Annotated in this window: 16 protein-coding genes; 6 read left to right on the top strand and 10 right to left on the bottom strand. The window is 48.1% G+C overall.

Annotated features, from left to right (window positions below):
* Window positions 1-48: 48 nt before the first annotated feature.
* Together ACN0TF_RS07720 and rarD are read left to right on the top strand one after the other, a co-directional pair.
* Entirely contained in the window at window positions 49-513 is a 465-nt protein-coding gene (locus tag ACN0TF_RS07720) for a thioesterase family protein (RefSeq protein WP_011235772.1), read from the top strand.
* Between the two features lie 26 nt (window positions 514-539).
* Window positions 540-1,475, top strand: coding sequence for an EamA family transporter RarD (gene rarD / locus ACN0TF_RS07715; RefSeq protein WP_417441449.1), 936 nt, complete (start codon window positions 540-542; stop codon window positions 1,473-1,475).
* Here rarD and ACN0TF_RS07710 read toward each other — a convergent pair.
* From ACN0TF_RS07710 to lptM, 8 genes are all read right to left on the bottom strand, one after another.
* A complete protein-coding gene (locus ACN0TF_RS07710; protein WP_011235774.1) occupies window positions 1,452-1,874 on the bottom strand; it encodes an OsmC family protein in 423 nt (140 codons plus the stop codon). The two genes, rarD and ACN0TF_RS07710, sit on opposite strands and share 24 nt — an antisense overlap.
* A gap of 75 nt (window positions 1,875-1,949) precedes the next feature.
* Window positions 1,950-4,121 (bottom strand): DNA helicase II, encoded by a 2,172-nt coding sequence (gene uvrD / locus ACN0TF_RS07705; protein WP_417441448.1) that lies wholly within the window; start codon window positions 4,119-4,121, stop codon window positions 1,950-1,952.
* A 97-nt stretch (window positions 4,122-4,218) separates the two neighbouring features.
* The gene (locus ACN0TF_RS07700) at window positions 4,219-4,929 is read right to left on the bottom strand and encodes an HAD-IA family hydrolase (protein WP_417441447.1); all 711 of its coding nucleotides are present in this window, start codon (window positions 4,927-4,929) and stop codon (window positions 4,219-4,221) included.
* Window positions 4,930-4,954: 25 nt separating this feature from the next.
* Complete coding sequence (locus tag ACN0TF_RS07695; protein WP_417441446.1) at window positions 4,955-5,857, bottom strand: tyrosine recombinase XerC; 903 nt, start codon at window positions 5,855-5,857, stop codon at window positions 4,955-4,957.
* The gene (locus ACN0TF_RS07690) at window positions 5,844-6,539 is read right to left on the bottom strand and encodes a DUF484 family protein (protein ID WP_417441445.1); all 696 of its coding nucleotides are present in this window, start codon (window positions 6,537-6,539) and stop codon (window positions 5,844-5,846) included. The genes ACN0TF_RS07695 and ACN0TF_RS07690 overlap by 14 nt, the downstream gene beginning before the upstream one ends.
* Window positions 6,536-7,363, bottom strand: a complete 828-nt coding sequence (gene dapF, locus ACN0TF_RS07685) for a diaminopimelate epimerase (RefSeq protein WP_272989292.1) — start codon at window positions 7,361-7,363, stop codon at window positions 6,536-6,538. Before dapF ends, ACN0TF_RS07690 begins: the two co-directional genes overlap by 4 nt.
* A 2-nt stretch (window positions 7,364-7,365) precedes the next feature.
* A complete protein-coding gene (gene lysA / locus ACN0TF_RS07680; RefSeq protein WP_417441444.1) occupies window positions 7,366-8,628 on the bottom strand; it encodes a diaminopimelate decarboxylase in 1,263 nt (420 codons plus the stop codon).
* Window positions 8,625-8,771: an LPS translocon maturation chaperone LptM gene (gene lptM / locus ACN0TF_RS07675; protein WP_011235781.1), complete on the bottom strand. Its 147-nt coding sequence runs from the start codon at window positions 8,769-8,771 to the stop codon at window positions 8,625-8,627. Before lptM ends, lysA begins: the two co-directional genes overlap by 4 nt.
* Window positions 8,772-8,863: 92 nt before the next feature.
* Here lptM and hemC point away from each other — a divergent pair, with 92 nt between their 5' ends.
* The 4 genes from hemC to ACN0TF_RS07655 are packed head-to-tail and all read left to right on the top strand — an operon-like array spanning window position 8,864 to window position 12,821.
* On the top strand, window positions 8,864-9,805 hold the full coding sequence (gene hemC / locus ACN0TF_RS07670) for a hydroxymethylbilane synthase (protein ID WP_417441443.1): 942 nt from the start codon (window positions 8,864-8,866) through the stop codon (window positions 9,803-9,805).
* The gene (locus ACN0TF_RS07665) at window positions 9,780-10,541 is read left to right on the top strand and encodes a uroporphyrinogen-III synthase (RefSeq protein ID WP_417441442.1); all 762 of its coding nucleotides are present in this window, start codon (window positions 9,780-9,782) and stop codon (window positions 10,539-10,541) included. Before hemC ends, ACN0TF_RS07665 begins: the two co-directional genes overlap by 26 nt.
* The gene (locus tag ACN0TF_RS07660) at window positions 10,534-11,661 is read left to right on the top strand and encodes a uroporphyrinogen-III C-methyltransferase (protein ID WP_417441441.1); all 1,128 of its coding nucleotides are present in this window, start codon (window positions 10,534-10,536) and stop codon (window positions 11,659-11,661) included. The genes ACN0TF_RS07665 and ACN0TF_RS07660 overlap by 8 nt, the downstream gene beginning before the upstream one ends.
* A complete protein-coding gene (locus tag ACN0TF_RS07655; RefSeq protein ID WP_417441440.1) occupies window positions 11,658-12,821 on the top strand; it encodes a heme biosynthesis HemY N-terminal domain-containing protein in 1,164 nt (387 codons plus the stop codon). Before ACN0TF_RS07660 ends, ACN0TF_RS07655 begins: the two co-directional genes overlap by 4 nt.
* A 24-nt stretch (window positions 12,822-12,845) precedes the next feature.
* Here the strand turns inward: ACN0TF_RS07655 and ACN0TF_RS07650 are convergent, their stop codons facing one another.
* Together ACN0TF_RS07650 and ACN0TF_RS07645 are read right to left on the bottom strand one after the other, a co-directional pair.
* Window positions 12,846-13,427, bottom strand: coding sequence for a YceI family protein (locus ACN0TF_RS07650; RefSeq protein WP_417441439.1), 582 nt, complete (start codon window positions 13,425-13,427; stop codon window positions 12,846-12,848).
* Window positions 13,427-13,978 (bottom strand): cytochrome b, encoded by a 552-nt coding sequence (locus ACN0TF_RS07645; RefSeq protein ID WP_417441438.1) that lies wholly within the window; start codon window positions 13,976-13,978, stop codon window positions 13,427-13,429. Before ACN0TF_RS07645 ends, ACN0TF_RS07650 begins: the two co-directional genes overlap by 1 nt.
* Window positions 13,979-14,281 lie beyond the last annotated feature (303 nt).

The raw sequence follows: 14,281 nt of genomic DNA, 5'->3' as shown, positions 1-14,281 counted from the left end.
TTCCCGAGTAACATGCTCTTATTGTAAGCGTCCTGTCCGCTAATCACCATGCCGAAAATGAATACACAAACAATACTGACAAAAGTTTCCGAGTTTATGAACACTCAGGTTCCGTTCCAGGCACTGCTTGGCCTGGAAATTACGGAGTTTAACCCTGCGCGTGGTGAAATTCGATTTAAATGGCAGGAACAACTTATGGGTAATGTGCCACAGCGTATGCTGCATGGTGGGGTTACCGCTACGGCGCTGGATACCGCCGGGGGACTGGTCGCTATAGCCGGCATGGTCGACAGGCTGGAGTCTCCTACTGAAGCTTATTTAATGGAGCGTCTTAGCCGTTGTGGTACTATTGACCTTCGGGTTGATTACCTTCGTCCGGGACGCGGTACCGAGTTCATAGCCAGCGCAACCATTATCCGCTCAGGTAATAAAGTAGCGGTGGCACGGATGGAGTTGCACAACGAAGAAGGCACGCACATAGCGTTCGGAACCGGGACTTATCTGGTCGGCTAACGCTGATAAAAAAGGATTCTATCGACATGTCCGATGACGCCGTTCGGGCGCGGCAAGGCGTTTTTTTCGCACTTGCTGCCTATACTTTTTGGGGCATAGCACCGGTTTATTTCAAGCTGGTGAAACAAGTACCTGCACTAGAAATACTCTCCCATCGAATTATCTGGGCATTTTTGATGGTGTTTGTGCTGATCGTTGCCATGAAGCGACTGGATCGCATTCGCCCTATTCTGAAAAGCCGCAAATTAGTACTACGCTTAACCTTGGCAACCTGTCTGCTGGGTGGTAACTGGTTTTTATTTATTTGGGCCGTCAACAGTAACCATATGTTAGATGCCAGCCTCGGCTACTACATTAACCCACTATTGAATGTGGCTATCGGAATGGTGTTTTTTGCCGAACGTATGCGTCGCCTGCAATTAGTTGCCATTGGTATGGCCGTGGTGGGCGTTACCATCCAGATTATTACCTTTGGCTCGGTACCCTGGGTGGCTCTGGCTTTAGCGTCTAGTTTTGCCATTTACGGCGCCATTCGCAAACGCCTGCCGGTCGATTCTATTAGCGGACTTTGGCTGGAAACCGCGATTCTATTCCCGGTAATGCTTATTTATCTATTTGTGTTTGCCGAATCAGCCAGTAGTGATTTAACCGCTAATCCGTGGACGTTAAACCTGTTACTCGTTGCCGCCGGGCTGGTCACAACCATTCCACTACTGTGTTTTACCGCAGCGGCACAGCGCCTGCGTTATGCCACACTGGGTTTTTTCCAGTATATAGCTCCAACATTAATGTTTGCTTTGGCGGTAGTGGTTTACGGTGAGCCTTTAGAAGAAAGTAAGCTGGTCACTTTCATTATTATCTGGAGTGCGCTGGCACTGTACAGTTTCGATTCTATTATACAGCGCCAGCGTGATCGTAAAGCGAAGAAGAAGTTAGCTTCAGCTGAGGCTGGCATCCATTGATATTTCAGCCTTCAGCACTTTGCTGACAGGACAGCCTTCTTTCGCTTTTTCAGCCAGTTTCTGGAATTTGTCTTCGTCAATATCCGGAATACTGGCTTTCACCTTCAGATGAATTTTAGCGATACTGAAGCCATCACCATCTTCTTCTAACGACACTTCGGCTTTAGCATCAATACTGTCCGGCTCATAGCCAGATTCACCCAGCATTAACGAAAACGCCATGGCATAACAGCCTGCGTGCGCCGCACCCAGAAGTTCTTCCGGGTTGGTGCCTTTGCCTTCTTCAAAGCGGCTCTTAAATGAGTATTGGGTACTGTCTAAAACACCACTTTGCGTTGAAACAACGCCTGAACCTTCTTTTATACTACCTTTCCACTGTGCATTTGCAGAGCGTTTCATAAAATGCCTCCGACATTGTATGTATGTACCTTAAGGGTAGTCGAAGAATGCGGTTTTTGATCACCTCTTTACACTTTAGAAAACCGGATCCAGTCTTGCATAAGCAACAACCAGCCACTTGCTGCCGACATTGTCGAAGTTAATCTGAATTCTGGATTGCGGCCCGGTGCCTTCATAATTCAGCACCGTACCCTCGCCAAACTTCGGATGACGTACCCGCTGGCCTAATGAATAACCGGTTTGCTCAAAGCTTTCGTGGCTGGCAGCATTGTTGAAGCGACCGTAACTGTTAGGCTTTTCAACTTTAGTTTGCAGCCGCACTTCATGCAGAGTATCCGCCGGTATTTCACTGATAAAGCGACTGACTTTATGAAACAACTCCTGACCGTAAATACGGCGCTGCTCAGCATAAGTAAGCACTAACTTCTCCATTGCACGGGTCATACCGACGTAGCAAAGACGGCGTTCTTCTTCCAGCCTTCCGGGTTCATCCATGGACTGCTGAGACGGGAACAGGCCTTCTTCTACGCCCGTCATAAACACCAACGGAAATTCCAGACCTTTGGCGCTGTGCAGTGTCATGAGCTGTACGGCGTCCTGATATTCATCGGCCTGTTCTTCACCTGCTTCAAGTGAGGCGTGTGCCAGAAAAGCATTTAACGGTGTCATGTCCTCTTCGGCGTCATCCAGAGTGAAGTTTTCGCAGGCAGTCACCAGTTCTTTTAAGTTTTCGACCCGGGTTTCCGCTTTTTCGCCTTTTTCGGCCTCGTACATGGCCATCAAGCCGCTTTTCTTAATGACTTCGTCACTCAGGCGACCTAATGAAAACTCTTCGGTTTCGTCGTCTAAGTTCCCGATAAAATCCAGAAACGAACACACTGCGTTACGCGCCCGCCCGGCCAGTTGCTTTTCGTTGACCATATATTTTGCCGCCTGCCATAAAGACTCTTCACGTTCTCGGGCAGCCTGGCGGATCATATCCATAGTCCGGTTACCAATGCCCCGCGTCGGCGTATTGATCACCCGCTCGATAGCGGCGTCATCGTCGCGATTACCCAAAATTCGCAGGTAGGCCAGAGCGTCTTTTATTTCCTGACGGTCGAAAAAGCGCAAGCCGCCATAAATACGATACGGAACGCGCGCATGCAATAAGGCTTCCTCTAAAATTCGCGATTGTGCGTTACTTCGGTATAAAATGGCGGAGTCTTGCAGCGAACCGCCCTGATCACGCCATTCTTCAATTCGCGCCACAATATAACGGGCTTCGTCCATTTCATTGAAGCCGGCATACAGGCTTATCGGCTCGCCGTCGTTACCGTCGGTCCATAAGTCTTTACCCAGACGCCCGGAGTTATTGGAAATAACTGAGTTTGCGGCGCGCAAAATGGTGCTGGTAGAGCGATAATTTTGCTCCAGACGGATAGTCTCAGAGCCTTCAAAATCCGATAAGAACTGATGAATATTCTCGACTTTAGCACCGCGCCAGCCATAAATGGACTGGTCATCGTCACCAACAATGGTCACGCTATTCCGGGTCCCCGCTAATAAACGGATCCAGGCGTATTGAATGGAGTTGGTGTCCTGAAACTCGTCAACTAGAATATGGCGAAAACGGTTCTGATAGTGCTCGCGGACAATGCGGTTATTACGCAGTAACTCGTGCGCGCGCAGCAGAAGTTCGGCAAAATCCACTAACCCGGCGCGGTCACAGCTCTCCTGATACAGAGTGTAGATTTCTTTTAAGGTTTGCTCTGTAGGGTCGTAGGTTTCGATATGCTGCGGACGCAAACCTTCGTCTTTTTTACCGTTGATATACCACTGCGCCTGCTTTGCCGGCCAGCGTTTGTCATCCAGGTTTAAGCTTTTAATTAAACGTTTAATTAACCGTTGCTGGTCATCACTGTCAATTATCTGAAAGTTTTGCGGCAGCCCGACGTCCATATAATGCGCGCGCAACAAGCGATGTGCCAGACCATGGAAGGTACCAATCCACATACCACGCACCGAACTGCCCACCAGTTGCTCAACCCGTCCGCGCATTTCGGCAGCCGCCTTATTGGTAAAGGTAACGGCCAGAATGCTAAAGGGCGAATACTGCCGTTCCTGAATAAGCCAGGCAATGCGATGCACCAACACACGGGTTTTACCACTACCGGCTCCGGCCAGAACCAGCATATGACCGTCGGTTGCAGATACGGCCTGCTGCTGTCGTTCGTTTAAATCTGCCAGAAGCGGGTGTGTACTCATTAGCGGTCACCTAAATCATTATTAAGAACTGTATTACGTTATGCCGTCAGTGTAATAGTGCATCACTGTATAAGCAACCAGTAGTTGTTCGCCGGCTTTAATCCAATAAAAGCCGTTGTAGCTGATTCAGGTTATGCAAAGTAACGGTTGGCAACACCGATAAGTGCGCAGTGGTTCCCAGCCCAGAGGTTAGCCAGGCTGACTGCCAGCCATGACGCTGCGCGCCGAGAATATCGGAATATGGATGATCTCCCACATGTAAGAACTCATGCGGTTGCAATTCGGGCAGTTTTCGCTGGGCTGCGTCAAACATATCGGGCAGGGGTTTACCGCGAATGCCGTCTCCGGGCTGAATCACCAGCTCGAAGTACTTAGCCAGACCAATTTTATCCGCATTAACATTGCCATTACTCAGCGCAATTAATTTGTAACGCTGCGACAGGGCATCCAGTAATTTTATACTGTCTTGTGGCACTTCAAAATTACTACGCTCAGACAAAAACACATCCATAATGGTGTTCGCTGCCCGCGCCGAATTATCAACACCGAATTTCTCTAACCCCAATTCCAGGGTTTTCAGGCGAAGTTTGGTCATATCGCTGGCAAGAGTTTCGTCGGTACGGCTGACTTCATCACGGAAGCGGCGCCAGTGATGCATATCCCACTCAGCAGTTTGTGGGTATTGCTCTGCAATATAGCTATGCGCAACTTCTTCCGTACGCTGCATAACCGGTACATTGTCATAAAGCGTGTCGTCTAAATCAAAACTGATAACTTTGGGTAAATGCCAGCGGCGGTGGAACTGCATAACGCGTTACTCTTATTTGATAAAGTTAAGTCGATTTTTTCCGGGCGCGCGGATGGGCGCTGTCATAAACACTGGCTAAACGTTTAAAGTCCAGATGAGTATAAACCTGAGTTGTGGATAAGTTGGCGTGTCCAAGCATTTCCTGTACAGCGCGCAAATCACCACTGGATTCCAGCATATGAGAGGCAAACGAATGTCGTAACTTATGCGGATGCAAGTCGCCAACCACACCTTGTTGTTTACCCCAGTAATTCAGCCGCTGCTGCACAGTACGGGGACTAATACGTTGTAGCCTTTTGCTCACAAAAAGAGCCAGCTCAGGCTTTTGATTTAACCAGGCCTGACGCACTGACAACCATTTTTTTAAGGCTTTTTCAGCACAACGACCAAAGGGCACAATACGCGTTTTGCTGCCTTTACCGGTCACCCGTAATTGCATCATACGGTGGTCAATGTGGTCCAGATCAAGACTCACCAGCTCCGCCAGACGAATACCACTGGCATAGAGCAGCTCCATCATGGCGGCATCGCGAATCGCTAGGTCATCATCTGTGGGTAAATCCAGCAAATGAGAGATACTGTCCACATCGAGGTTTTTAGGTAATCGCTTGGGAATTTTAGGTGCCGATACTGACATGGCCGGGTTATCATCCATAGCGTTAGATTCCACCATGAACTGACAGAAAGTGCGCCATGCCGATAGTTTTAAAGCGATACTGCGTTCACCCAACCCATTGCGCCGCCAGCCAACTAAAAGCCGTTCAATAACAGGGATACGCAGCGCTTTAGGTTCCGTTATTTTTTGCAGTTCAAGAGCAGTGAGATCAGCGGCAATAAGGCGCTGGTAGTTCTTTAGCGTTAGCTCCGCTAAGCCACGCTCTCCCTGCAGTTGTTGCATCCATTTTTGCTGCCAGTCATGCAGCTTCATGGTTTTGCAGTAGCCCCGGTAACAATGCGCTGAGCAAGGCCTGTAGCTGATTGATCAGTAACTTGTCCATGGCCGGCTCAAAGTGACTGGCGTTAGTATTACCAACCGCCAGCATCCCCAGCTCACCGTTGTCGCCCAACAACAGCAGTGCCACTGAGGCTATTTCTTCGTCCTGAAACAACAGCTTATGCTCTTGCTCCGTTAAGCGACCGAGATAAATAGAACTTTCATTGAAACGTTTGCTTAGTAGCTTCTTGTGAGTGTCGGAAGCAAAGCTGTACTGCTCGCCTAAATCGACCGGGCTGTCGAAAAACTTCAACGACAAGGCCGGCATTTCCAGCTCATTCTCGAAGGTTTTTTGCAGTTCATCCAGAACCTGACTCAGGCTCTGACAGCGCAACAGACTCACGTATAAGTTGCTGTAAGCCGAGAAAATAGCTTCATTGCGGCGCGCGTTTATCATCAGCTCGGTAATTTCTTCTTCCAGCTGCTGTACGCGCAAACGCAGCTTTTGCTGCTGCCGTTCAATTAACGAGACGGCGCCTTTTTCACTGTGTTGAAACTGTAACTGAGCCAGTAAGTCATCGTTTCTCGTGAAAAAATCAGGGTTCTCTTGTAAGTATTCTCTTATCAGGCTGTCGTCTAAACGTTCATTTGCAATCATTTTCGATTCGCTACTCATAACACCATTTGTCCATCGTAAACTAATTCTGCGGGGCCGGTCATTTTTACAGGCTGCCCCTGCTGCCAACGGATAATTAAGTCCCCGCCGGGCAAACTGACTTTTACTCGCTCGTTTAATAAACCTTGCTGAATACCGGCTACAGCTGCCGCACAGGCGCCACTACCACACGCCATGGTTTCACCTACGCCACGCTCAAACACGCGCAGTTTAATTTCATCAGCCGATACTTTCTGCATAAAACCTACATTCACGCTTTCCGGAAAGCGTTCATGCGCTGCAAGGGCAGCTCCCAGAGTTTCCACGGGCGCAGTATCGACGTTATCCACGGCAATAACACAATGCGGATTGCCCAGACCCAGAACACCACAAAGAACCGTTTCTTCTTTTACTCTTAAAACGTAAGTCTGTTCTGCTTTTTGCGCTTTAAAAGGCACCGCCGCCGGTTCGAATAAGGGTTCGCCCATATCCACCGTCACCTGACCGTCTTTCTCTAAGTGCAGAACCATTTTTCCGGCCTTGGTACTGACTTTAAGGTGATTCTTATTGCTTAAGTTTTTAGCTTTTACAAACTTCGCAAAGCAGCGGGCACCGTTACCACATTGAGCAACTTCGCTGCCATCGGCATTAAAAATGCGGTAGTGAAAATCCAGATCAGGGTCGTAGGGCGGCTCAACTAACAGCATCTGATCAAAACCAATACCTGTGTGCCGGTCTGCCCAGCGACGTATTTGGTCTGGGTTCACATATAAATTCTGAGTGACGTTATCCACCACCATAAAGTCGTTGCCGAGCCCGTGCATTTTTGAAAAATGTAATAACATTTTTATTTGCCTTCCTGGTGTAACAAGTGCTCGCCCCGGACGAGATCGTTAAAGCTTTCACGTTCGCGGATCAGTGTAGCATTATCACCAGAGACCAAAACCTCGGACGGCCGGCCACGGCTGTTATAGTTAGACGCCATAGTAAAACCATAGGCACCGGCATGTTTAATAGCCAGTATGTCGCCCTGTTGCACATTTAAGTGCCGTGCGTGTCCGAAAAAGTCACCGGTTTCACACACCGGGCCGACAATATCATTCAACTGGTCGCCGCCGCGCTTATTTTCGTGCGCGGGTAAAATATCGTGCCAAGCCTGGTACAAAGACGGACGTAATAAGTCGTTCATGCCGGCATCAACCAACACAAAGTTCTTATTTTCCGAGGGTTTAATATATTCCACTGTGGTCAGCAAAACACCGGCGTCTGCGGTAATAGCACGACCGGGTTCCAGTACCAAAGTAATTCGCGGGTAATTCTCGGCTAACTTAACCAGTTCCTTTAAATAAAAGGACTTATCCAACGGCTCTTCCGGCTGATAAGCCACACCAAAACCGCCACCTAAATCCAGATGTGTCAGCTGGATACCGTCTTTTTCCAGCTCCGAAACCAGGTTAAACATGCGCTGCGCGGCATCGAGGAAAGGCTCAGCTGTCATTATTTGTGAGCCAATATGGCAGTCCGCACCAATTAAATTAATATTAGGCAGGCTATGCGCTTTCAGAAAAACCGGCTTGGCCAGTGACATGCTAATGCCAAACTTATTGGCTTTCATGCCTGTGGCAATGTACGGATGCGTTTTGGCATCAACGTCGGGGTTCACTCGTAACGACACCGGGGCCTGTTTGTCCATGGCCGCAGCAATGTCCTGAATACGCTCAAGCTCCGCCTCAGACTCTACGTTAAAGCAGCCAATGCCCGCTTCCAGCGCCATAATGATTTCGTCTTTTGACTTCGCCACACCGGAAAAGACCACATCTTCGGCTTTACCGCCAGCCATGAGTACACGCTGAAGCTCGCCACCAGAGACAATATCGAAACCAGCGCCATGCTCGGCCAGTAACTGCAAAATAGCTAAATTGCTATTGGCTTTTACTGCATAACACAGCTTATGAGGTGCGGGCCAATATTGCTGAAACTCACGCCAGTTTTTTAGCATCTGACCTTTGGAATAAACATACAAAGGCGAACTAAAACGCTCAATAAGACTCTCGACGTCGCAGTTTTCGATATGAAACTGGCCATTTTTATAGTCAATTAATTCGCTCATTTGGTGTCTTCCGCCGGCGGCTCTGCAGGTGTATTTTGCTCTGGCATAGGCTCAGGCGTCAGTGGTCCTTTCTGACCACAACCGACTAAAGTCATTAAAATGGCTGATAGCACCAGCGTCTTGATTACAATTCGACTAAACATCGCTAAACTATAGGTATTCCGTTTGGGTTTCTATGATGCCTATCATCGCACCAGATACCTAAAAAGTCATTAATCGTCGTAAAGGAAAACGAATGACCCAAAGCGTTAGAATTGCAACACGCAAAAGCAAGCTGGCTTTATGGCAGGCTGAACACATTCAACAACGCCTTGAGGAGCTGCATCCGGGCCTATCGGTAGAGCTGGTTCCCATGTCTACCAAGGGCGATGTCATTCTGGATACCCCGCTGGCAAAAATTGGCGGTAAAGGTTTGTTCGTAAAAGAACTGGAAGTGGCGATGCTGGAAGGCCGTGCAGATATTGCCGTGCACAGCATGAAAGACTTACCGGTTGAGTTCCCACCGGGGCTGGAGCTTCATACCATTTGCGAACGCGAAGATCCGCGCGATGCTTTTGTATCCAATAACTACAAAAACCTTAATGAGCTGCCGGAGGGCGCAGTAGTCGGAACCTGTAGTTTACGTCGCCGCTGCCAGGTAAAAGAGCAGTTTCCACATTTAGTCATAAAAGATTTACGCGGCAACGTTCAAACACGTTTACGCAAACTGGATGAAGGTGAATTTGATGCCATTATCCTGGCGGCATCGGGTCTCATTCGACTGGAGCTGGGCGACCGCATTACCTCCTTTATTCCGGTGGAGCAGTCATTACCGGCTAATGGACAAGGCGCACTGGGTATTGAGTGCCGCAGCGATGACGACGAAATGAAAACCTTACTTGCACCGCTGCAATGTCAGGAAACTCGTACCCGAGTGTTAGCTGAGCGCGCAATGAACCGCGGGCTGGATGGCGGCTGTCAGGTACCTATTGGTGCTTATGCCGAGCTGGAAGGTGATGAAGTCTATTTACGCGGCCTGGTTGGTGAGCCTGACGGCGGCAAAGTGCTTCGTGATGAAGTGCGCGGCCCGGCGTCTAAAGCTGAAGAGTTAGGTTCAGAGCTTGCTGAACGGTTACTTAAACAAGGTGCAGCCGAAATTCTGAGCGCAGTCTATGACAGTGAATCCAGTCACTCGTAAAGCAGTTTTACTGCTGCGTCCGGGGAATAGTCCGGACGACTTTACCCAACAGCTGCGCGAAACTGGCAGAGAATGCTTTGTTCACAGTTTTATTGAAATAGAGCCTTTACCTGTGAATAAAGAGCAGCTGACCCAGATTAAACAAAAGCATTGGGATGGCATTGTTATTGTCAGTAAAAATGCAGCTCATTATGCCTCCCAGGCTGGTTTTAGCGGGGTTCCTTCTAAATATTATGCAGTAGGTCCGGGAACCGCTTCTTTTGCGTGCAGACATTTAAACACAGCGGTTAGTTGCCCGACCTTCATACATCAGTCGGAAGGGTTGCTGGAGTTGTCGGAATTACAAAAGCTGCAGCAACAGAACTGGTTGATCATTCGCGGAGAAGGCGGCCGTGAATTATTAGCGGATGCCATACGAGCTCGCGGAGCTTCTGTCGATTACTGGGAAGTGTATCGCCGAAAACAACTCACATTGAACGACCCTGAACTGATTCAGCAGTGGATAAGCTCAGTTGGTACTATTGTTGTTACCAGCGCTGAACAACTGGGATACTTTTTGTCGTCTATGCCAAATTCTGCCCAAAGCTGGCTGGATAGCTGTCAGTGGATAGTTCCCAGTCATCGCCTGAAAGGTTTGATTCCTTTCGGACAATCAGACAATATCAAAGTGACAGGCAGTGCAGCGGACGCCATATTAATGAATGCGCTAATAGCGGATGGAAAAACTCATGACTGAAGAGAATAAAGTTGAGAACGAAGAAGTTCAGAATAATGAACAAAGTAGCGAGAAGAGCACAGAAGAAGAAACCATAACCGCGGAGAAAAGTAGCGGGCGTTTCTTCAAACGCTTAGTCTGGCTTATTGTTTTAATCGCTATTGTCGCCGCCGCATACTGGGGCTATACGCGTTTCCCTGGTTTATTTAAGACAGACTCTGAACAGGTTAGTGAACAGCCGCAGGAAGATCCGGTTGAAACGCGCTTTAATCAGCTAGAACGTTCAATTGCTAATTTAGAGCAACAATTACAAAGCACTGTTCAGGCTCGCGAGCTGGATAAGTTGAGTAACACCGATCAGCAGCTAGAGCGCGAGTTAACCAGTTTGCGTCAGAGTATTGAGGATGTGCGCGATGACATGCGCAAAACGCCTGCCGAAAAAGCGGCTTACTGGCGTCTACTGGAAATAAAACAGACCTTATCCGCGGCTGCACGAATGATGTGGAGCCAGGACGACTACAAAGCGGCGCTGCAACTTTTGAAGTTAGCCGACCAGCAGCTGTCGGGTATCGACAGCCGTAATGCAATTCGTACCCGCGAGAAGCTGGCGGGCGATATTGAACGAGTGAACGCAGCAGTTAAAGCAGACAATACTGACCTGGCGCTGCAACTCGTGGGTCTGCAACAACGTGTGTCTGACCTGCCCGACGAAGTAAACAGTAATCAACAGCGCTTAAGTTCCAATACTCAGAATGTCAGTGGCGATGTTAATGACTGGCAAACGAACCTGAGTGCTAACTGGCAGTCATTCCTTGATAATTTTATTCGCATTCAACCCGTGGACAGCGATCCTGAACCTCTACTGAGTAGAACCCAACGCACTGCAATAAACGAACGCATCCAACTACTATTTACTCTGGCTCAACAAGCAGCTGTAAAAAATAATGATGAATTGTGGCAGCGCTACCTGGAACAGTTATCTGAGCTAATTGCGCAGCTAAAAGGCTATGGAGCAGCCTCTCAGGATATTATTTCGCGTATTCAGTCGCTGAGTCAGGAGGACTTCGAACAACAGAGCATAGAGCAGCTCGAATCTCTGGATTTCATCGCTCAGGCTATTGAGCAGGGAGATGCCTCATGAAATGGATCATCGCTCTGGTTGTCATCATTATATTGGGGGCTATTATTGGACCACTCGCGTCGGGTAACGCGGGCTATGTTTTAGTTCAGTTTGCCGGAGTAGCGATTGAGACGACCGTAGTCGGCCTGCTTGTCGTTACTATTGTGGCAATTGCCGTACTCAGTGTTGTGGTGTCATTACTGCGCCGGCTACTTAGCAAAACCCGCCAGGGCCGGAAGTGGTTGGCAAATCGAAGCGAGCGTAAAGCTCAGAACATTTTCCAGCAGGGCATACGCGAGCTGCTCGATGACAATCCCGAAAAAGCGACTGAGAGCCTGTCTAAGGCCTACAAAAAGTCTCCTGACAACAACATTGCCGCGTTAACTGCGGTTGCCGCTTGCCTCAATAAAGACGCCGGAAAGGCAACTTATTGGCACGATGAAGCAGGGGCATTTTATGATAATGCAGATACGCTACTTCAGCTTGTTTCCATTGAACAGTTGGTAAAAAAAGACCCGGCAGAAGCGGATAAAGAGATGCGAAGCTTACTGGAAGCTAAGCCACCCTCTGCAAATGTACTTAAGTTAGCTTACCGGGTCTTTAAAGCGTCCGGAAATTGGCAGCAACTGAAAGATTTATTACCGGAGTTGCGTCGTGTAACCGACCTTGCTCCAGCGGAATTTGACCGTCTTGAATATCAAGTCTATTTTGAACGCTTTGTTGCTGAGGGTCGCAGAAGTAACGAGATACTGTACAACGAGTGGCGCAGCCTACCCAGTAAACAACGTAGCGACGCAACCATCAGGTTAAGTTATGCCGCCGCGTTAAAGCATTTAGGTGATTATGAAGTCTCTGCCAGAGTGGTTTTAAAAGGATTAAAAAGAGGGGAGCTGCAACCGGCTGCCGTTAACTCTTTGCATTTATTTAATGCAAAATCGGAGAAGTTGCTGGAATTTGTTCAAGCTCAATTGAAACAAGATCCGGAAAATAGAGATTACCTTTATGCTCTTGCACAAATAGCTATGGATAATCAGGACTTTTCGTTAGCCCAACGTGCTTTGAAAAAGTTAGCAGAAATTGAACCGAGCAGTCACGTTTATCGTTTATTGGGCAACGCCTACCACGCTCTTGGTGATAGTCAGCTAGCGGCTAACGCTTACAAAGAAGCGCTAGCTCACTAACTCTAATGCAGTTGATGCTGTCGGTTATTGACGTACGCCTTCAATGGACAGTGTCAACTGAACTTCTTTAGCCGCTGGCCCGAGGTTATAGTCGATTCCATAGTCGGCTAAGGTTAAGTCTACTTCACCTTCAAAGCCACGACGGAATCCGCCCCATGGATCTTCGCCAGCGCCAATATGCTCAACTTCGATAGCGATTTCTTTAGTCACGCCATTAAGAGTGAAGTTGCCATGCAGTGTACCTTCGCCTTCATCGTCGTCATCCGGCACGTATTTAGTGCTTTCAAACTTCGCAGTAGGGTGATCAGATACACTCAAGAAGTCGTCGCCACGTAAGTGCTTATCACGCTCAGCGTGGTTAGTATCAACGCTGGAGGTATCAATTGTCACGTTAACGGAGGAATTCTCAGGAGCGTCCTCGTCGTAGCTAAAAGAGCCCTCGAAATCGTTGAAGCGACCATATAACCAGCTGTAGCCTAGATGGCTGATCTTAAACTGAATAAAAGCATGCTGGCCTTCAGTATCGATTTTATAGTCTTCAGCCATTGCTGCCGATGTAAATAAAGTACCGCCCGCTAAAGCGGCTGCTATTAATGTCTTTTTCATTATGATTTCCTCTTAGTTTTTCCAAACATTCGAATAAGTGTACTGTCTTTATTAATAAAGTGATGTTTCAGCGCCGCCAGCCCATGACCACCAGCCAGAATCACTAAAGACAACGCTGAATACCAATGCACGTCACCAGCAATATCTTCCTGCTTTGGTAAATCAGTTATTACTGCTGGTACCGAAAACCAGTCAAATACGCTGATAGAACTGCCGTCTGCTGTTGAAATCAAAAAACCGCTGACCATTACTGTGAATAGCAGCAAATAAAGTAAAAAGTGACCCGCTTTCGCTCCTAACCGTTCAAACTTGCTACCTAAAGGTTTAGGCTTAGTATTGATTAAAGTCCAGAGCACTCGTAAAACCGTTACGATAAGTAAGGTAATGCCAAACGATTTATGCCACCAGGGACCCAGACGATACCACTCGTCGTAGTAGGTTAGGGTTAGCATCCACCAGCCTAAAGCAAATAAACCAAATATTATTAAGGCCGACAGCCAGTGAATTAATACTGCTGTCAAACCGTATTTATCTGATGTGTTTTTCCACATAAAGTTTTCCTGATTCGCCTGAGTTTTATATTAGTTCATATTTATAGAATGAAAATACGTATTATTAGTAGATTAACATCTAATTAATAGAATGTAGTAGCCTGATGCTCTGCATCAGGTGAGGTGGTCGGGGATAAACGCGCCGAGGCGGAGTATTCAGTGACTTTACCGGAGCAGGTGGCGTACATCCACATCACACCTGACGTTCACATCCGGGGCTACCGGGCAGACATAAAAAAAGCCCCTCGCATAAGCGAAGGGCTGTTTTATTAATAGTCTGGCGGTGACCTACTCTCGCATGGG

The organism is Idiomarina sp., assembly GCF_048265525.1.
Classification (GTDB): Bacteria; Pseudomonadota; Gammaproteobacteria; order Enterobacterales; family Alteromonadaceae; genus Idiomarina.
This window is presented reverse-complemented; position numbering and strand designations above follow the sequence as displayed.